This is a genomic window from Devosia sp. SL43 (assembly GCF_021729885.1).
GTDB lineage: Bacteria > Pseudomonadota > Alphaproteobacteria > Rhizobiales > Devosiaceae > Devosia.
This window is the reverse complement of the sequence record NZ_CP063401.1, coordinates 2,486,710-2,503,413: the sequence shown is the minus strand read 5'-3', so window position 1 is coordinate 2,503,413 and position 16,704 is coordinate 2,486,710. Positions and strand designations below refer to the sequence as shown.

Sequence of the window (16,704 nt, the reverse complement as noted above, 5' to 3'; positions counted from 1 at the left end):
CTAGACGTCGAAGAAGACGGTCTCGTTGTCGCCCTGCAGGTGGATGTCGAGCAGGTAGCGCGGCACCGCGCCGGGCTCCTTGCGGGCGATCAGCGTGGCGCGGCGGCGCGGGTCCATGATCTTGTTGAGCACGAAATCGCTGGCATTGGCCTCGGCTTCGTCCTCGAAATAGAGACGCGTCTGCAGTCCGATATTGATGCCTCGCGCTACGATCCACAGCACCACATGCGGCGCCATCGGCTTGCCATCGGGGCCGGGAACCGGACCGGGTTTGATGGTCTCGAAGCTGAAGACGCCCTCGGCATTGGTGGGCTGGCGGCCCCAGCCGGTAAAGGCCGGTGTCGAATTGGAGTTCGGGCTCATCGGTGCAACATAGGCGCCATCAGCGTCGGCCTGCCACAGTTCCACCAGCGCGTCGTTGACCATCGCCCCCGAGCCATCAACGATCTTGCCAGAAACCACGATGCGCTCGCCCTTGGTGTCAGGCGTCAGCATGGTGCTGCCGGGGTCGGTGGCATAGACGCCCTTGATCTCGGCAAAGTTCGGCGTCAGCCCGATATGCACATAGGGACCAGCCGTCTGCGACGGTGTTTCCTTGAGGGTCGGAACCGGGTGCAGCATCAGTTACCCTCCAGCTTGTTCTCGAACATGGTCGAGCGACGGCCGCGCAGCACGATATCGAAGCGGTAGGCCAGCGCGTCCATAGGCGTGGTGTTGTGGCGGTCGAGCCGGGCGATAAGCTGGTCTATGGCCGCCTTGTCGGGGATGCCGCCGACGATAGGGCACTGCCAGATCATCGGGTCGCCCTCGAAATACATCTGGGTGATCAGGCGCTGCGCAAAGGCATGGCCGAACACCGAAAAGTGGATGTGTGCTGGCCGCCAGTCATTGCCGCCATTGGGCCAGGGATAGGCACCGGGCTTGACGGTGCGGAAGGAGTAAAATCCGTCCGCATCGGTTACGGCGCGTCCACAGCCGCCGAAATTGGGATCGAGCGGAGCGAGATACGCTTCCCTCTTGTGGCGGTAGCGGCCGCCTGCATTGGCCTGCCAGAATTCGACCAGCGTATTGGGCACGGCGCGCGCATTCTCGTCGAGCACCTGGCCGTAGATGATCATCCGCTGGCCGATGGCCTCGCTGCCGTCCTGGCTGTAGTTCCGGATCAGGTCGTTATCGAGCGGGTTGAGGCTCGAATGGCCGAAGGTTGGCCCTGTCAGTTCCGAGGCCGTGGCACCCAGCGACAGCAGCGCGTGCTTCGGGGCCCGGAAGGTCGAGCTTTTATAGCCGGGCGTGGCGGCTGGTGGGTGCCAGGCGCGGTCGCGTGGAAAGAGCATGCCGTCGCCGCCCGGTAAAATGATGCCGCTCATGGGGTTGAATTCCTTTTTGCGAGCTCTTCCCTGGTGATCTTGAAGGCGCGGTTGGCGGCTGGTACGCCGGCATAGACCGCCACATGCATCAGGGCCTCGGTTATATCCTGCTGCGAACAACCGGTGTTCACGGTGGCGCGAACATGCATGGCGACCTCATCGTCGTGGCCGAGGGCTGCCAACAGCGCGATGGTGACAATCGAACGCTCGCGTTTGCTGAGGCCGGGCCGAGACCAGACCGAACCCCAGGCACCTTCGGTAATGAAGCGCTGAAAGTCCCTGTCGACTTCTGTCATGCGCGCCGTGGCGGCGTCGACATGCGCGTCGCCGAGTACCGATCGCCGTGCGGCCATACCCATTTCAAAACGCTCATCGGCCATGGCCAACCTCCTCAAAAAACTCTGTCATCAAGGCCACCAGCGCTCGTGGTTGTTCGATCGAAGGAATATGGCCTGCGTCGGCAATGATCCCGAAGCGCGCTCCGGGTATTTTCTCGGCCGTTGCTCGCACCAGGTCGACCGGGGTGGACAGATCCTGGTCACCCGCCACGACCAGAGTTGGCGTCGTGATCCCCGCCACAGCCTCTGTCAGGTCAACGTCGCGCAAGGCGGCGCAGGAACTGGCATAGCCTTCCACCGGCATCCGTTCGAACATGGTTTGCCAGCCTGCCAGGTCATCGGGCTTGCCATGCCGAAACGCCTCGGTGAACCAGCGCGCCATGACGGCGCCGGCAATGCTGCCCAGTCCGCCGCTGCGCACGGCTGCCATCCGTCCGTTCCACATGACCGTATCGCCGATCCTGGCCGCCGTGTCACACAGCACCAGGGCGTTCAACCGCTGCGAATGCCGCAGGGCAAAGGCTTGCCCGATGACCCCGCCGATCGACACGCCAGCCAGCGCCAGCCGATCGATCGCCAGGTGGTCCAGCAACCCCTCGAGGTCATCGACATGATCGTTGATCGTATAGTCGCCCGCAGGCGCGTCACTCAGCCCATGGCCGCGCTTGTCATAGGAAATCACCCGGAAGCGATCGGAGACCAGGGTAATGACGTCGTCCCAGATGCGCGCATCGGTGCCCAGGGAGTTGACCAGCGCCAGCACGGGCGCGGCGGCGCTGCCGTCTACCCGATAGTGCAGCAGCACATCCTTGATCCGCACAAAGCTCATGATCCCTCGCTCCCGTCGATCTAAGGCGGTGACAGGGCGCAAGTAAAATGATTTGTTCGGTGCATCACATAACCATCAGATTATAAATTTGATGCGGAAAACTCGATTTCATGGCAAATTGTGACCATAACATAACCGGAGTCGACAAATGGCCAAGCGTGCCATCGATCCTCGCGTCAAGCTGCGCCATCTGAGCTGTTTTCTGGAAGTGGCGCGTTTGAAGAGCGTCGTCAACGCCGCTTCAGCGCTCAATATCAGCCAGCCCGCGGCCTCCAAGACCATCCAGGAACTCGAAGAAATCCTAGGTGCCGCCCTGTTCGACCGCAGCCGCCGCAGCCTCTTTCTGACCCAGTTCGGTGAAGTGTTCTATCGCTATGCCGCCACCAGTCTTGCTGCGCTGCGCCAGGGCATCGACGCGGCCAGGGGCAGCCATGAGGCGACCATTGTAAAGGTCGGCGCGCTGCCCACAGTCTCCGCGCGCATCCTGCCCAGTGCTGTCCAGGCGTTCACCGCCGATGGCACCGGCTGTCACACCCGCATCATTACCGGACCCAACGCCTATCTGTTGTCGCTGCTGCGCACCGGAGATGTCGACTTGGTCATTGGCCGCATGGCGGACCCTGATATCATGCTCGGCTTTTCCTTCGAACACCTCTATTCCGAGCGCATCGCGATGGTTGTCCGTCCGGGCCATCCCCTCTTGAAAGAGCGCAATTTCAACCTGGGCATGATCGAAGCCTACCAGAGCCTCATGCCCACGCCGGACTCCGTGATCCGTCGTGTGGTCGAGCGCATGTTGCTGGCCCAGGGCGTTACCAACCTGCGCGACCAGGTCGAGACGGTCTCCAACGCTTTCGGTCGCTCCTATGTCCGCCAGACCGACGCCATCTGGTTCATTTCCGAAGGCGTCGTTGCCGAAGACCTCGCCGATGGGATGCTGAGCGTGCTGCCCTTCGATACCAGGGAGACCATTGGACCTGTTGGCCTCACCACGCGCACCGACACCACCCCGACCCTGGCCGCGACAACCTTCATGCAGGCTGTTCGGCTGACGTCGCAGCGACTGCTTTAGCGATCCGTCCTGCGGGATTGGTCCCGATACGCCCCCGGCGCCATGCCCAGTACCCGCGCCAGCACGCGCGAAAAATACGCCGGGTCGTCGTAGCCGAGTTCTGCCCCGATCTGCTTGATCGGCAGGCCGGAAAACAGCAACTGCCGCCGCGCTTCCAATCCGACACGCCGCTCGATCACCTGCAGCGCCGAGGCACCCAGTACCTCGCGGCATACCCGGTTGAGATGGGTTGGGCTGATGCCCAGTGCCATGGCATAATCGGCGATCCGTCGTGTTTCGCGAAAGCGCTGGTCGACCATCCAGCGATAGGCCTGTGCATGCAGCACGCTGCGGCTGCTCGCCATACTTTCCAGCGTCTCTGAAGCTTGCCGTGCCCTGCCAATTGCCACCAACAACAGCGCAATCAGCGCCCGCATGGCCACCCCATGTCCGGAGCCAGGCCGGTCGGCCTCGGCGATCAGCCGGTCGATGGCTTCGCCGACATCGACCGAACCGCCGAACACGGCCGCCGGCATCTCGCCTGCGCCCACGGCCCGCATGTCTCGGTCCATCAGCGTGACCACGACGCCATCGACGTCGTCGCTGAAGTCGTAGGCATGCACCGTCAGTGCCGGCACCACCACCACGGCCGGCGCCTCGAGTTCGTGCTGCACGGTGTCGATCGATACCGTGGCCCGGCCAGCGGTCAGTTGCAGCACCTGGAAGAACTGCTCATGCCGATGCGGCGCGATGCGGTAGCCATGCAGCCGGCTGCGCGACTGGATGGTTTCCCAATGCAGCCAATCCTGCTCGGGGCTGGTATCGGCTTCGCCATACAAGGCGTAGCTTGGGATGGACTTCATGTTCGGATAGTCCAATAGATTGCGTGTCGTGTCCATTCACAAACCGCCCCCCATACGCATGCTAGCGCAAAAGGGAGAGATCGTATTGCGCGCTCAGGTTGTGATTATTGGAGCCGGACCGGCAGGGTTGATGCTGGGTCGCCTGCTCGAACTGGCGGGTATCGACGCCGTCATCCTGGAGCGCAAGAGCCCGGAATACGTGCTTGGCCGCATCCGCGCCGGCGTCCTAGAGCAGGGTACCATCGACCTGATGGACCGCGCCCAGGCCGGTGCCCGCATGCATGCCGAAGGCCTCATCCATCATGGGGTGGAGCTCAGCTTTGATGGTGACCGCCAAAGGTTTGATTTCACGCAGCTCATGGGTCGTCATGTCATGGTTTACGGCCAGACGGAGGTCACTCGCGACCTCATGGCAGCCCGTCAGGCAATGACCATCTATGAGGCTGACGATGTCTCTGTTCACGACTTTGACGGCAGACCCTGGGTGACCTACCGAAAGAACGGGGTGACCCATCGCATCGACTGCGACTTCATCGCTGGCTGCGACGGCTTTCACGGAGTTGCCCGCGCCAGCGTTCCGCCAACGGCCATCACCACCTTCGAACGCACCTACCCATTTGGCTGGCTTGGCGTTTTGGTCGATCAGCCGCCGGTTGCCGACGAACTCATCTACGCGCATCACGAACGCGGTTTTGCCCTGTGCTCCCAGCGGTCCGCCACACGATCGCGCTACTATGTTCAAGTGCCCGCCGACGAGAAGGCGGATGCATGGGACGATGCCCGCTTCTGGGACGAACTGCGTTCCCGGCTCAATCCGGAAAGCGCGGAAGCCTTGCGAACCGGGCCATCCATCGAAAAATCCGTCGCCCCCTTGCGCAGTTTCGTGGCTGAGCCATTGCGCTTCGGTCAGCTTTTCCTGTGCGGCGATGCCGCCCATATTGTCCCGCCGACCGGCGCCAAGGGCCTCAACCTGGCCATGAGCGACGTCGCCGCCCTCGCAGATGCCTTTATCGAACACTATGTCGACTCGTCTCTGGCTGCCTTGGATGGATATTCCGCCAAGGTCTTGCGACGGATATGGAAAGCGGAACGCTTCAGCTGGTGGATGACCAATCTGCTGCACACGTTTCCAGAAAATGGCGCCTTTGGCCGGCGCATCCAGCGCGCCGAGTTCGACTATCTGGCCGGCTCCGTCTCGGCCCAGCAAAGCTTCGCGGAAAACTATCTGGGCCTTCCCCTCTAGGGGGTCCTGCGCAGCTCGCCTTATGACAAGGACTGGCGCTTGCGCGCCCCTTGCGGCATAGCTCCGGCGCATGGAGGGCTAGCCGCATGAACGACAGGGTCATCATCGAAAGCGTCACCAAGCTCAGCCATAATTGGGGGCGCTTCGACAATTACCTGGTTTCCCATGCCCGGCTCGATGGCAGCACGCAGACGGTTAAGCGCGAGGTCTATGACCATGGCAGCGCTGCCGCAGTGCTGCTCTACTCCGCCGAGCAGGGCACGGTCGTGCTGGCGCGCCAGTTTCGCCTGCCGGCCCATCTCAATGGCGATCCGGCCTGGATGATCGAGGCACCCGCTGGCATGCTCGACGGCGAAGCGCCTGCCGTGGCCGCCCATCGCGAAGCGATCGAGGAGACCGGCTATGCGCCCGAAGGCCTGGTCTTCCTGTTCAACGCCTATATGAGCCCCGGCTCGCTCACCGAAAAATGCGCCTGCTTCCTCGGCCGCTATCGTCCGGGTATCAAGGTCGCCGAAGGCGGCGGTGTCATCGGCGAGGGCGAGGATATCGAGGTGTTCGAACTCGGCTTCGACGCGGCTTTGGCCATGGTGGAGAGCGGCGAGATCGTCGATGCCAAGACCATCCTCATGCTGCAGGCGCTGGCCCTGCGGTTGGCGCGCGGCAAAGCAGTCTAGCCATTCGGGCTTAGCCCTTATAGCCTTCTTCGCTAAAATCACGCCACTGGCGTGATTTTGCCTTCGGCCGCTTAGAAGTCCACCAGCCTCTTGTCCGGATCGTAAGGCTGGTCCTTGGCGACACGCGTCACCGCCTGACCGGCCTTCATCTTCTTGTTGTGGCTGTCATAGGCTAGGCTTGGCGGCCCGTAGAGCTCCCAGCCCTCCGAAAGTGCCTTGGTGACGCGGTGGCAGAAGGCGGCGTCGTCCTCGCCGGTGAGGAAGCGGTAGATGAGCATGCATGGCCCCAATGCACAGGCGCGTGTGCGCCCCAGTTGATCTTCTTGTTCCTTAGCGCTAATCGAAACGCCATGCATCGGTTTCCTGATCACTTGCTGAAGGGCCACGCCAATTTCATGGCAGGCCGCTACGTTCGCGAGAAAGACCGGATTCGCGATCTGGCGACCGAAGGCCAGAACCCGTCCACCATGATCATCGCCTGCTGCGACAGCCGCGCGGCGCCCGAAATGATCTTCGATTCGGGGCCGGGCGAAGTCTTCGTGCTGCGCAACGTCGCCAATCTGGTGCCGACCTACCAGCCCGATGGCGGCCAGCACGGTACGTCTGCAGCCATCGAATTTGCCGTCAAGGCGCTGGGCATCTCCCATATCGTCATCATGGGTCATGGCCGCTGCGGTGGCATCAAGGCAGCGCTCAATCCCGGTTCGACCCCGCTCGATACCGGGGATTTCATCGGCAAGTGGATGAGCATGCTCGGCGATCTGCCCAGCCAACTGGGTCAGAGCGGCAGCCTGCTCACCGAAAGCGAGCGGCAGCGGGCGATGGAGCGCATCTCCATCCGCAATTCCATCCGCAACCTGCGCACCTTCCCCTATGTGGCCGATCTCGAGGCTGACGGTAAGCTCTCGGTCCACGGCGCCTGGTTCGACATTTCGACCGGCGAGCTCTGGGTGATGGATGGCGATACTGGCGACTTCGTCCGCCCCCAGCTCTGATCTTTTCCGCCGCATTACTTGGCTTCACGGCGCCGTGAAGTAGTCGACGTGCTGTGCCGTCTCCTGCTTCAAACAAAAGTCTGTTCAACAATCAGACAACTGTTCCGACGCGAGCATAAATGTCGCAGTACTGTTCAGTACATCGCGACAGTTATATTTCCCGCCGAAGCAGTCATGCGGCAATACCGCACTAAGATACACTATGCCTGATCCCTAGGCATACTGCCCGGATTTAGCCCAATAATCTCCTGGCCAGCGTCGATTTCTGGACCCGCACGGAACACATTGCCACATCATTGTTCATTCCACGGGCTGCCGGAGAGCGACCCGTCGGAGGCTGGCAAACCGGTCGCCGCTTACATCTCCACCAACATTGGAGCTCAACTCCCATGAAGAAGATCATTGTTTCCTCCCTTATCGTGCTTGGTCTGTCGTCGGCGACCTTCGCCCAGGCAGCCACGGATTTCGCTTCGGTCGATGCCGATGCGAGCGGCGGCATTTCGCTCGCTGAAGCGCAAGTGGCATGGCCCGACCTGACCCAGGAGGCCTTCACGGCCGCTGATGTTGACGCCAACGGCGAGCTGTCAGCCGAAGAGTATGCAGTCGTGGCGCCCGCCCCGGCTATGTAGAGCTGACGCCCGTCCCAAGGGCGCTCCTGAAGCCACCCCTCGCCTCCCGGGGTGGCTTCTTCAGTTCGGGCCGGTCTGCGGCCCCCTCCACAGTCCATTGGATACCTGACATGAACAAGATTGCCCTCAGCTTTGCCATTGCCGGCCTTTCAGCCACTGTTGCCTTTGCCCAGACGCCGACCACCTTTGCCGATGTCGATGCCGACGCCAATGGTGAGCTTGGCTTTGCCGAACTGGTCGTGGCCTGGCCCGACCTGACCCAGGCCGAATTCGACGTCGCCGATGTGGACAAGAGCGGCGGTCTCACGGCCGACGAACTCAACAGCCTGCAGCCATCAGCGGTTCCTGCGGTGCCGGCTACCCCCGAAGCGCCTGCCGAGCCGGTTCCGAATGCCGGCGGCTGACCGGCAGCCCGAAATCCAGATCGCCTCACGCCTCGCGAAGGCGTGAGGTGCACAGGGGAACAGGGGCTGATCCTAGACGTTGAAAAAAACGCCCCTCTCCTCCGGAGCAGTAATTTTCGTGGTCGTTTCGACCATCATTACGGAGAAATTTCATGCGTAAGATCATTTTGACCGCGGCCATTCTTGGCCTGTCCAGCACCATGGCCTTTGCCCAGACGACGGCGACCTTTGCCGATATCGACACTGATACGAGCGGCGATGCCAGTCTCGTCGAACTGCAGGTTTTCTGGCCCGATTTCACCCAGGAGACCTTCACCGCAGCTGATACCGATGCAAGCGGCGGCCTTAGCGCCGATGAACTGACAGCAATCAGCACCGGCATGACCGGCGACCCAGCCGCTTCCACCGGAGCGGGCAGCGTGGGCAATCCCTCCGGTTCGGATGGTACGCCTGCCGATGACGATAATGAGGATTCCACGATGGGTGATACCGAAGGCACCGAATCGCTCAGCCCGACCGCCGGCGACTAAGCGTAAACGGGTCCATCTGAAGGCCATCCCGCCTGGGCGGGGTGGCCTTTTTCACGGCTTCTCGATCTGGAGGGGCCGTCTCCGCCACACCGTCACGCCCAACCCGACGATGACCAGCAACCCGCCAATTATCTCTATCGCCGTGATGGTTTCGCCCAGCACCAGATAGCCCGAGAGCAGCCCCGATATTGGCACCAGCAGTGTGAATGGCGCGACAGTCGTCGCCGGGTGCCGGCCCAGCAGCCAGCTCCAGATCGCGCCACCCAGCAGCGTCGCCGGATAGGCGAGGAAAGCGATCAGCCCCGCGTCGGACCAGTTGAAGCCGGCCAGCGCGGTCAGCACCGTCTGCGGACCTTCGACCAGCAACGACAGAGCCAGCAATGGCAGCGGCGCGGCCAGCGCGCCCCAGACGGTGAAGGCCAAAGCATCGACCTTGCCGGCCTTCTTGGTCAGCACGTTGGCGAGGCCCCAGCTAAAGGCGCCCAGCAGGTTGAGGCCCAGCGGCAGCAGGGCAGTGGCGCCCAGCCGTTCGGTGGCGATCACGGCGATGCCGCCAAAGGCGATCAGCGCCCCGATGACCTGGAAGCGGCTCGGCCGCTCGCCCAGGATCAGGAAGGCCAGGCCCATGGTGAAGAAGGCTTGCACCTGCAGCACCAGCGAACTCAGCCCCGCCGACATGCCCCAGGCGATCGAGAGGTTGAGGAAGGCGTAGAGCAGGAAGCCGAAGGACAGGCCAAAGCCGACAACCAGGCGCCAATCGGCCTTGGGCGGCTTGATGAAAAACACCAGCGGCAGGGCGGCGCAGAAGAAGCGCAACGCAGCGGCGAGCAGGGGCGGCAGAGCCTCGACGCTGAGCTTGATGACGGTGAAGTTGAAGCCCCAGATGGCGACGACCAGCAGGGCCAGGAGGATATGGCGGATCGGCATCAGGCTGCCCGTAACCTTGCCACGAGCCTCGGGCCGAAGACGTTGAGCACCAGCCCAACGAAGATCAGCAGGCTGCCGGCAATTTCGAGCGGCGTGACCGCTTCGCCCAGAAACACGAAGGCCGCCGCAAAGCCCACCACCGGCACCAGCAGCGCAAAGGGCACCACCATGCTTGCCGGATAGCGTCCCAGCAGCACCGCCCACGCGCCATAGCCGAGCAGCGTCGAGCCATAGGCGATGAACAGCACCGAGAACCAGGCCTGCGGGCTGATCGCCAGCAGACCCGTCACCGCTTGCGGTCCCTCAACAATCAGCGACAAAGCCAGCATGGGCAGTGGTGGCACCAGGCTCCCCCAGATGACGAAGGCGAACATGTCCACCTTGCCGGCGCGCTTGGTGACGATGTTGGAGATGGCCCAGAACCCGGCCGCTACCAGCGTCATCAGCAGCGGCAGTAAGACTGCGCCGCCAATATGCTCGGCGCCAATCGTGGCAAGACCCGCCAGGGCGATGGCCGCGCCACCCAACTGGGCCGGCGTCGGCCGGTCGCGCAGGAACAGTATGGCGAGGCCCATGGTGAAGAACACCTGCATCTGCATGACCAGGCTCGCCAGCCCGGCCGGCATGCCCAGCTTGATGGCGGAAAAGAGAAAGCTGAATTGCAGCACGCCGACGGTCAGCCCATAGGCGATCAGCATCGGCCAGCCGACCTGCGGCTTGCGGATGAAGAACACGGCGGGCAGGGCGCAGCCGATATAACGCAGGGCGGTCAGCAGGAAGGGCGGAACCTCATCGACGCCCCATTTGATGGCGACGAAATTCAGCCCCCAGATGAGGACGACGCCAAGGGCGAGAGCTAAGTCGCGGAAGGACAAGGGATGTTCCGTCGTGGTCAGGCCGGACGCTGCCAGCCAAGAAGAATATCGGGCAACTTCTCTTCGTTGTCGCCGTCGGTGCGCCGGATTTCGATGAAGCCGTGCCTGATATAGAACGCCCGGCCGGCATGGTTGTCGACAAAGCACCAAAGTTCGAGCCGGTTCTGCCGCTGTTTCGCGGCGTCGACAAGCCTGCTTCCGATGCCTTGCCCGCGCTGATCGGGCTCAAGATAGAGCTGTTCGATCCAGCCGGGTGTCTCGGCGAGGAAGCCGAGCAGCCTGCCGTCCCTCTCGGCCAGGGTCAGTAGCCCGCGCTCGAGGTAGCCGGCAAGAAAGGCGATGTCTTCCGCGCCACTATGCAGCACCGGCAGAAACGGCAGGGCGACGGCGCGAGACCGGGCGAACAGCCCGGCCACATCAGCGATGTCCTCGGCGTTGGCTTGTCGCAGGGTGATGCCGTCCATCAGCGCCACCCTGCTGTTTAGCTTAAGCCGCAGCCTTGCGCGACTGCAGGCCCAGTTCGATCAGCGTTTCGGCGATCTGGATGGTGTTGAGCGCGGCGCCCTTGCGCAGATTGTCCGAGACGACCCAGATATTGAGGCCATTCTCGATGGTGGCGTCCTCGCGGATGCGGCTGACGAAGGTGTCGTATTCGCCCACGCTTTCGACCGGCGTCGCATAGCCACCCGGCTCGCGCTTGTCGATGACCGAAACGCCCGGCGCCTCGCGCAGGATGTCGCGGGCTTCGTCGGGCGAAATCGGGTTTTCGAACTCGATATTGACGGCTTCCGAATGGCCGACAAACACCGGCACGCGCACGGCGGTGCAAGTCACCTTGATCTTGGGATCGAGGATCTTCTTGGTCTCGGCCATCACCTTCCACTCTTCCTTGGTCGAGCCGTCTTCCATGAAGACGTCGATATGGGGAATGACGTTGAAGGCGATCTGCTTGGGGAACTTGTTGCCCGGGCCCGGGCTGTCATTGACGAAGATGCCCTTGGTCTGGTTCCACAGCTCGTCGACGCCTTCCTTGCCGGCGCCCGAAACCGACTGATAGGTCGAGACGACGACGCGCTTGATCTTGGCGAAGTCATGCAGCGGCTTCAGCGCCACGACGAGCTGGGCCGTCGAGCAGTTCGGGTTGGCGATGATGTTGAGGCGCGTCGGGTTGGCCAGCCAAGCCTCGAGCACATGCGCGTTCACTTCAGGCACGATCAGCGGCACGTTGGAATCGTAGCGCCAGAAGCTGGAATTATCGATGACGATGCAGCCGGTTGCCGCAATGCGCGGACCCCAGTCCTTGGAAATGGTCGAGCCGGCCGACATGATGGCGAAGTCGACGCCCTTGAAGTCGAAATCGTCAAGGTTCTTGGCCTTGAGGATCTTGTCGCCATAAGAGATCTCGCGGCCAATCGAGCGCGAGGAGGCGAGGGCGATGACCTCGTCGGCGGGGAACTTGCGTTCGGCCAGAATATTGAGAACTTCCCGGCCCACATTGCCCGTGGCACCGACGACAGCGACGCGATAACCCATTTTTGGAACTCCAGTCCCTTACCATTTCCGCCCCCGCGCAACGCCTTGGCGCTGCGGTCAGTGCTTTTGAGCCTCTCCCCGGCGGGGAGTTGACCCGGGGAAAAGCGTCAGGCGGTTTTGGTGGTTTTGGTCATGAGGGCAGCTTTACCACCGGCGAAAGCCTGGGTGGTCGGCATGTCGACACTGTCGAAAGCGCTGCGCATCTGTGACTGCTTTGGTTGAAAAGCAGGCGAAGTCATACTCTCAAATAGGAAAGAGTCAATGAATTTGCGGTGGGGACAAGGTTGGACTAAAGCACAGCTGCCACGCCCTCGTGGTTCGAGGCGCTGAAGACGCGCAACTCACTATGATGGCTACTTTGAACGCGGTGTATCAGCAGCCCTCATGGTGAGGTGCGAGCTCTTCGCGAGCCTCGAACCACGAGGGCGTGGCACTTCTTCACTAGAGGCGCCAAACCATGCCCCATTATGACGTGATCGTTCTCGGCGCCGGTGCCGCGGGCATGATGGCCGCCGTTGAGGCCGGCCGGCGCGGCCGTTCGGTACTGGTGGTCGATCACGCCAAATATGCAGGCGAGAAGATCCGCATTTCCGGCGGCGGCCGCTGCAACTTCACCAATATCAACGCGACCACGGACAAGGGCCGCGATCGGTTCCTCAGCCAGAACCCGCGTTTCGCCCTGTCGGCGCTCAGCCGCTACACGCCCGACATGTTCATAGCCATGGTGCGCGAACACGGCATCGCCTTCCACGAAAAGACGCTGGGCCAGCTGTTCTGCGATGGTCCTGCCACCCAGATCAACACCATGCTGCTGGGCGAAATGCGCAAGGCCGGCGTAACGCTGGTGCTCGAAACCGCGGTCGAGCGGGTCAGTCAGGTCGAAACGGGATTTGCGGTCGAGCTTTCGACATCCTCGATCACGGCAGACAGCGTTGTGGTCGCCACCGGCGGCAAGTCCATCCCCAAGATGGGCGCCACGGGTCTTGGCTATCAGCTCGCCACCCAGTTCGGCCTGCGCCTCACCGATACGCGTCCGGGTCTGGTGCCGCTGACCTTCGAGACCGGCGCTTTGGAAAAGCTCAAGGAGCTCTCCGGCATCGCCGCCGACGCCATCGTCAGCCACGGCAAGACGGCATTCGAGGAAGCGCTGCTGTTCACCCATCGCGGCCTCAGCGGTCCGGCGATCCTGCAGATCTCATCCTATTGGCGCGAGGGCGACAGCATCGCCATCGACTTCCTGCCGCATCAGGACGCGGCCGAACAGCTGCGCGCGGCGCGCAAGGCCAATCCCAAGGTACAGGTGCAGACCGTCCTGGGTGGCATGCTGCCAAAGAAGCTGGCGCAACTGTTGGGCGACGAACTCGATCTGCCCGGCATGATCGGCGATTTCTCCGACAAGAAGCTGGCCGCCGTCGAAGCCATGCTCAAGGCCTGGACGCTCAAGCCCGTCGGCTCGGAGGGCTATCGCACCGCCGAAGTGACGCTTGGCGGCGTCGACACGCGCGACCTCGATGCCAAGACCATGGCGGCACGCAATGTGCCGGGCCTCTATTTCGTCGGCGAGGTCGTCGACGTCACCGGCTGGCTGGGCGGCTACAATTTCCAGTGGGCCTGGGCCTCGGGCTGGGCCGCCGGGCAGGTGGCCTAGAACCGGAACCCCAGTCTCACGCCGAGATTGGTGTTGGCCCGTGGCGCGCCGCAGGTACCGAAATCGGGCAAGTGCTCCACCGTGGCGATCAGCGAGGTTCCGGCTGGCAGGTTCACGCCGACGCTGCCGGCGGCGCGCAGGCCGATGCCGCAGCCGAAATTGCGCGACGGGTCGCCCTCGGGCGCGGTGACCATCGATGTCCGCGCCACGCCGCCCAGGCTCGCCTCGACAAATACCGGCAGCACCGGCGCCTGAAAAGTCCAGCTCAGGCCGGCATAGCCGTAGCTGTCCTTGCCGCGAAAGCTCACCGTGGCGCCCAGATGCGGTCGCAGCTCGCCGACCACCGTCCAGGCATTGAGATCGGGCGCGGTAAACAGCAGTTCGACATTGGCGTCGCCAATACGCTTGGGGTCGAGCAGGGTGGCGCCATCATCAATGCCTCGGGCGCCGATGCCGACGCGGACCTCTGGCAGGAAGTTGAACTGGGCAAATGTCGGGGCCGAGAGGGCGAGCAGAGCGGCCAGCGCCCAGAACAGTCTATTTGCAAACCCGAACATGGCCATCACCCTCGTCAAAGGGCAATTGCGCAGCCATCGGCCATCACAGGCAAGATTTGCTTAAAATTGTCACTAACCGCGCGTTAACGACGAGGCCGCCTAGAACTTCCAGCCGACGCGCAGGCCCACATTGGAGAGGCCGGCATTGTCACTGCACAGGCCCGCATTGGACGTGTGCTCATAGGTCAGCGTCGCGGTGACATTATCGCTGACATGGGCGCCGATGCCGAAACGCTCGTAGAAATTGACGCGACAGCCAAAGCTCGAATAGCCCACTGGTGCATTGGTCAGGTAGCCATTGTGGATGGCTGCACCGAACGTACCTTCGAGATAGATCGGCGTATCGAAAACCGGCAACTGCCAGGTCAGGCCGAGATGGGCCAGGCTCTCATAGCCGTTGAGGCTGATCGTGGCGCCGATTTCCGGGCGGGGCGAGCCGATCCAGCGGAAGGCATCGAGGTCCGGCGTGCGGAACAGCACGTCGAAGCTGATGTCGCCGATATTGTCGTATTCCCATTCGTTCACCATGAAGGGCAGCATGGCATAGTGGACGTCGTGAATATGCCCGCCGATGCGCAGCTCGCTCACCACGTCGGCAATCGGATTGGGCGAGTACATCAAATCCTGAGCAACGCTCGGGGCGATTGCAGCAGTGGTCAGCGCCACGGCCAAGACAGATGCATGCAAGCAATTCATACGCCATAGTCCTTCAAAGTCGGCCATACCAAGCCGCCAAGTCATGCTTCAAGTCAATACTGGTACCACGTCAACTCTGAACGTTTGATGTGAGTGGTGCAGCATGGGCACGGCGATTGCCGTTTCCTCCGCTGCCGATCTGCGTTATCATCGGCATTTACCGATATAAGCCTTCCGGAACATTTAATGACCGCACCCTTTGCCCTGTCGCTCCAGGATCTCGCCCCCATTGCCGAGGGCACCAGTACATCGGAGGCGATGGCCGAAACCATTCGCCTGGCCAAGACTGCCGACCAGCTCGGCTATACCAGGCTGTGGTACGCCGAGCATCACGGCATGCCTTCCATCGCCTCCTCGGTGCCGGAAATCCTGATCGGCAGCGCCGCCGCGCATACCAAGAATATCCGTGTCGGTTCGGGCGGCGTGATGCTGCTCAACCATGCGCCGCTGCGCATCGCCGAAGCCTATCGCACGCTCGAAGCGCTGCATCCGGGCCGTATCGATCTGGGGCTTGGTCGCGCGCCCGGTGGCGATGGCTATGCGATGCGCGCTTTGCGCAGCGGCGGCGGCGAGGAGTTTTCGGCCTATCTGGCCGAGCTAATGGCCTTCGACGACGACAGCTTTCCGCCTGAGCACCCTTTCTCGCGCGTGCCGGTGTCGCCGGGCGGTATCCGGCTGCCGCCGATGTGGCTCTTGGGCTCGTCGGGCGCCAGCGCGTCGGCGGCGGGGCAGCTGGGCATCGGCTATGCCTTTGCCGCCCATTTCAGCCACACGCCACCGGCCCCGGCCTTCGAGGCCTATCGCTACGCCTTTGCCGGCAACGCAGCCTTTCCCAAACCGCGCACCATGCTCTGTGTTTCGGTGATCTGTGCGCCCACGGACGAAGAAGCGCAGTACCTGTCGCGCTCGCAAGCGGTGAGCTGGGCTTTGTTCACGACCGGCGAACAGCGTAAGCTGATGAGCCCTGAAGACGCCCATGCCCGCGTGCTGACGCCGCAGCAGCAGGCGGTCATCGACCACCAGTCGAGCCTGTGGATTGTCGGCTCGCCCAGCACGGTTCGCGACACCATCGCCGCCAAAGCCGAGAGCTGCGCGGCCGACGAAGTGATGATCACCACCACCATCCACAGCTACGCGCTGCGGCGGCGGAGCTACGCACTGATTGCCGAGGCGTTCGGGGTGACGCCGCGCGGATAAGACGAAGCGCCGGCTCCGCCAGCCGACGCCTCAGATCAGATGTCGCGACGTCTAGTTCGCCTCGCGCCGCTCGACCAGTTCGAAATCGTCCGCACCCAGGTCGACCTTGAGCGCCAGTTGCTGGCGATCGAGTTCGGCCAGCCAGGCCGTCCATGAGCAAGGGCTCATGCCGTCGTCCTGGCTCTCTAGCTTGGCCTTTTCGCGTTTCTGAAAGCTCAGCTTGAGCTGGGCGTGTTCCTCGCCGAAGCGATTGCGCACCCTCGTTATGGCGGGAATGCCCTGCCGGTCGGTCACCCAGTTCTGGATGTCGCGATGTCGCGTGAGCGTGTGAATCTGTGTCATGTGGCC

Annotated in this window: 22 protein-coding genes; 9 read left to right on the top strand and 13 right to left on the bottom strand. The window is 62.7% G+C overall.

Annotated elements, in window-relative coordinates; all coding sequences use genetic code 11:
• Genes pcaG through pcaD form a run of 4 tightly spaced genes read right to left on the bottom strand, consistent with a single transcriptional unit; the run spans window position 1 to window position 2,534 of the window.
• Window positions 1–621, bottom strand: a complete 621-nt coding sequence (pcaG, locus tag IM737_RS12250) for a protocatechuate 3,4-dioxygenase subunit alpha (protein ID WP_236894215.1) — start codon at window positions 619–621, stop codon at window positions 1–3.
• A complete protein-coding gene (gene pcaH / locus IM737_RS12245) occupies window positions 621–1,367 on the bottom strand; it encodes a protocatechuate 3,4-dioxygenase subunit beta (RefSeq protein WP_236894214.1) in 747 nt (248 codons plus the stop codon). The genes pcaG and pcaH overlap by 1 nt, the downstream gene beginning before the upstream one ends.
• Entirely contained in the window at window positions 1,364–1,747 is a 384-nt protein-coding gene (pcaC, locus tag IM737_RS12240; RefSeq protein WP_236894213.1) for a 4-carboxymuconolactone decarboxylase, read from the bottom strand. The genes pcaH and pcaC overlap by 4 nt, the downstream gene beginning before the upstream one ends.
• Window positions 1,737–2,534, bottom strand: a complete 798-nt coding sequence (pcaD, locus tag IM737_RS12235) for a 3-oxoadipate enol-lactonase (RefSeq protein ID WP_236894212.1) — start codon at window positions 2,532–2,534, stop codon at window positions 1,737–1,739. Before pcaD ends, pcaC begins: the two co-directional genes overlap by 11 nt.
• A gap of 148 nt (window positions 2,535–2,682) precedes the next feature.
• Here pcaD and pcaQ point away from each other — a divergent pair, with 148 nt between their 5' ends.
• Complete coding sequence (pcaQ, locus tag IM737_RS12230) at window positions 2,683–3,606, top strand: pca operon transcription factor PcaQ (protein ID WP_236894211.1); 924 nt, start codon at window positions 2,683–2,685, stop codon at window positions 3,604–3,606.
• Here pcaQ and IM737_RS12225 read toward each other — a convergent pair.
• The gene (locus IM737_RS12225) at window positions 3,603–4,448 is read right to left on the bottom strand and encodes a helix-turn-helix domain-containing protein (protein ID WP_236894210.1); all 846 of its coding nucleotides are present in this window, start codon (window positions 4,446–4,448) and stop codon (window positions 3,603–3,605) included. The genes pcaQ and IM737_RS12225 overlap by 4 nt on opposite strands.
• 85 nt (window positions 4,449–4,533) lie before the next feature.
• Between IM737_RS12225 and pobA the strand changes: the two genes are divergently transcribed.
• Entirely contained in the window at window positions 4,534–5,691 is a 1,158-nt protein-coding gene (gene pobA / locus IM737_RS12220) for a 4-hydroxybenzoate 3-monooxygenase (RefSeq protein WP_236894209.1), read from the top strand.
• Between the two features lie 86 nt (window positions 5,692–5,777).
• Window positions 5,778–6,365, top strand: a complete 588-nt coding sequence (locus IM737_RS12215; RefSeq protein WP_236894208.1) for an NUDIX domain-containing protein — start codon at window positions 5,778–5,780, stop codon at window positions 6,363–6,365.
• Between the two features lie 71 nt (window positions 6,366–6,436).
• Here IM737_RS12215 and IM737_RS12210 read toward each other — a convergent pair whose 3' ends face one another.
• Window positions 6,437–6,643: a DUF1737 domain-containing protein gene (locus tag IM737_RS12210; protein WP_236894207.1), complete on the bottom strand. Its 207-nt coding sequence runs from the start codon at window positions 6,641–6,643 to the stop codon at window positions 6,437–6,439.
• A 72-nt stretch (window positions 6,644–6,715) separates the two neighbouring features.
• On the opposite strand from IM737_RS12210, the gene IM737_RS12205 reads away from it, so the two are divergent.
• The 4 genes from IM737_RS12205 to IM737_RS12190 all read left to right on the top strand — a co-directional run bounded on the left by IM737_RS12205 (window position 6,716) and on the right by IM737_RS12190 (window position 8,923).
• Window positions 6,716–7,360: a carbonic anhydrase gene (locus IM737_RS12205; RefSeq protein ID WP_236894206.1), complete on the top strand. Its 645-nt coding sequence runs from the start codon at window positions 6,716–6,718 to the stop codon at window positions 7,358–7,360.
• Between the two features lie 389 nt (window positions 7,361–7,749).
• Window positions 7,750–7,989: a hypothetical protein gene (locus tag IM737_RS12200; RefSeq protein WP_236894205.1), complete on the top strand. Its 240-nt coding sequence runs from the start codon at window positions 7,750–7,752 to the stop codon at window positions 7,987–7,989.
• 110 nt (window positions 7,990–8,099) lie between these two features.
• Window positions 8,100–8,393 (top strand): hypothetical protein, encoded by a 294-nt coding sequence (locus IM737_RS12195; RefSeq protein ID WP_236894204.1) that lies wholly within the window; start codon window positions 8,100–8,102, stop codon window positions 8,391–8,393.
• A gap of 152 nt (window positions 8,394–8,545) precedes the next feature.
• A complete protein-coding gene (locus IM737_RS12190) occupies window positions 8,546–8,923 on the top strand; it encodes a hypothetical protein (protein WP_236894203.1) in 378 nt (125 codons plus the stop codon).
• Window positions 8,924–8,974: 51 nt separating this feature from the next.
• Here the strand turns inward: IM737_RS12190 and IM737_RS12185 are convergent, their stop codons facing one another.
• Genes IM737_RS12185 through IM737_RS12170 form a run of 4 tightly spaced genes read right to left on the bottom strand, consistent with a single transcriptional unit; the run spans window position 8,975 to window position 12,258 of the window.
• Window positions 8,975–9,850, bottom strand: a complete 876-nt coding sequence (locus IM737_RS12185; RefSeq protein WP_236894202.1) for an EamA family transporter — start codon at window positions 9,848–9,850, stop codon at window positions 8,975–8,977.
• Window positions 9,850–10,725: an EamA family transporter gene (locus IM737_RS12180; protein ID WP_236894201.1), complete on the bottom strand. Its 876-nt coding sequence runs from the start codon at window positions 10,723–10,725 to the stop codon at window positions 9,850–9,852. Before IM737_RS12180 ends, IM737_RS12185 begins: the two co-directional genes overlap by 1 nt.
• A gap of 17 nt (window positions 10,726–10,742) precedes the next feature.
• Window positions 10,743–11,189, bottom strand: a complete 447-nt coding sequence (locus IM737_RS12175) for a GNAT family N-acetyltransferase (protein ID WP_236894200.1) — start codon at window positions 11,187–11,189, stop codon at window positions 10,743–10,745.
• Window positions 11,190–11,211: 22 nt separating this feature from the next.
• Window positions 11,212–12,258: an aspartate-semialdehyde dehydrogenase gene (locus IM737_RS12170; RefSeq protein ID WP_236894199.1), complete on the bottom strand. Its 1,047-nt coding sequence runs from the start codon at window positions 12,256–12,258 to the stop codon at window positions 11,212–11,214.
• Between the two features lie 457 nt (window positions 12,259–12,715).
• On the opposite strand from IM737_RS12170, the gene IM737_RS12165 reads away from it, so the two are divergent.
• The gene (locus IM737_RS12165; RefSeq protein ID WP_236894198.1) at window positions 12,716–13,906 is read left to right on the top strand and encodes an NAD(P)/FAD-dependent oxidoreductase; all 1,191 of its coding nucleotides are present in this window, start codon (window positions 12,716–12,718) and stop codon (window positions 13,904–13,906) included.
• Here IM737_RS12165 and IM737_RS12160 read toward each other — a convergent pair.
• Both IM737_RS12160 and IM737_RS12155 read right to left on the bottom strand, forming a co-directional pair.
• A complete protein-coding gene (locus tag IM737_RS12160; protein WP_236894197.1) occupies window positions 13,903–14,463 on the bottom strand; it encodes a hypothetical protein in 561 nt (186 codons plus the stop codon). The two genes, IM737_RS12165 and IM737_RS12160, sit on opposite strands and share 4 nt — an antisense overlap.
• A gap of 99 nt (window positions 14,464–14,562) precedes the next feature.
• Entirely contained in the window at window positions 14,563–15,159 is a 597-nt protein-coding gene (locus IM737_RS12155) for an acyloxyacyl hydrolase (protein ID WP_236894196.1), read from the bottom strand.
• A 186-nt stretch (window positions 15,160–15,345) separates the two neighbouring features.
• Between IM737_RS12155 and IM737_RS12150 the strand changes: the two genes are divergently transcribed.
• Window positions 15,346–16,356, top strand: coding sequence for an LLM class flavin-dependent oxidoreductase (locus IM737_RS12150; protein ID WP_236894195.1), 1,011 nt, complete (start codon window positions 15,346–15,348; stop codon window positions 16,354–16,356).
• A 51-nt stretch (window positions 16,357–16,407) separates the two neighbouring features.
• Here IM737_RS12150 and IM737_RS12145 read toward each other — a convergent pair whose 3' ends face one another.
• Window positions 16,408–16,698 carry a hypothetical protein gene (locus IM737_RS12145; RefSeq protein WP_236894194.1) on the bottom strand — a complete coding sequence of 97 codons (291 nt, stop codon included), beginning with the start codon at window positions 16,696–16,698 and terminating at the stop codon, window positions 16,408–16,410.
• Between the last annotated feature and the right edge of the window lie 6 nt (window positions 16,699–16,704).

Coding starts and splice junctions, on each gene's coding strand:
- pcaG (WP_236894215.1), bottom strand. CDS start 621: ATGCTGCACCCGGTTCCGACCCTCAAGGAAACACCGTCGCAGACGGCT.
- pcaH (WP_236894214.1), bottom strand. CDS start 1,367: ATGAGCGGCATCATTTTACCGGGCGGCGACGGCATGCTCTTTCCACGC.
- pcaC (WP_236894213.1), bottom strand. CDS start 1,747: ATGGCCGATGAGCGTTTTGAAATGGGTATGGCCGCACGGCGATCGGTA.
- pcaD (WP_236894212.1), bottom strand. CDS start 2,534: ATGAGCTTTGTGCGGATCAAGGATGTGCTGCTGCACTATCGGGTAGAC.
- pcaQ (WP_236894211.1), top strand. CDS start 2,683: ATGGCCAAGCGTGCCATCGATCCTCGCGTCAAGCTGCGCCATCTGAGC.
- IM737_RS12225 (WP_236894210.1), bottom strand. CDS start 4,448: ATGAAGTCCATCCCAAGCTACGCCTTGTATGGCGAAGCCGATACCAGC.
- IM737_RS12215 (WP_236894208.1), top strand. CDS start 5,778: ATGAACGACAGGGTCATCATCGAAAGCGTCACCAAGCTCAGCCATAAT.
- IM737_RS12210 (WP_236894207.1), bottom strand. CDS start 6,643: ATGCTCATCTACCGCTTCCTCACCGGCGAGGACGACGCCGCCTTCTGC.
- IM737_RS12205 (WP_236894206.1), top strand. CDS start 6,716: ATGCATCGGTTTCCTGATCACTTGCTGAAGGGCCACGCCAATTTCATG.
- IM737_RS12200 (WP_236894205.1), top strand. CDS start 7,750: ATGAAGAAGATCATTGTTTCCTCCCTTATCGTGCTTGGTCTGTCGTCG.
- IM737_RS12195 (WP_236894204.1), top strand. CDS start 8,100: ATGAACAAGATTGCCCTCAGCTTTGCCATTGCCGGCCTTTCAGCCACT.
- IM737_RS12190 (WP_236894203.1), top strand. CDS start 8,546: ATGCGTAAGATCATTTTGACCGCGGCCATTCTTGGCCTGTCCAGCACC.
- IM737_RS12185 (WP_236894202.1), bottom strand. CDS start 9,850: ATGCCGATCCGCCATATCCTCCTGGCCCTGCTGGTCGTCGCCATCTGG.
- IM737_RS12175 (WP_236894200.1), bottom strand. CDS start 11,189: ATGGACGGCATCACCCTGCGACAAGCCAACGCCGAGGACATCGCTGAT.
- IM737_RS12170 (WP_236894199.1), bottom strand. CDS start 12,258: ATGGGTTATCGCGTCGCTGTCGTCGGTGCCACGGGCAATGTGGGCCGG.
- IM737_RS12165 (WP_236894198.1), top strand. CDS start 12,716: ATGCCCCATTATGACGTGATCGTTCTCGGCGCCGGTGCCGCGGGCATG.
- IM737_RS12160 (WP_236894197.1), bottom strand. CDS start 14,463: ATGTTCGGGTTTGCAAATAGACTGTTCTGGGCGCTGGCCGCTCTGCTC.
- IM737_RS12155 (WP_236894196.1), bottom strand. CDS start 15,159: ATGAATTGCTTGCATGCATCTGTCTTGGCCGTGGCGCTGACCACTGCT.
- IM737_RS12150 (WP_236894195.1), top strand. CDS start 15,346: ATGACCGCACCCTTTGCCCTGTCGCTCCAGGATCTCGCCCCCATTGCC.
- IM737_RS12145 (WP_236894194.1), bottom strand. CDS start 16,698: ATGACACAGATTCACACGCTCACGCGACATCGCGACATCCAGAACTGG.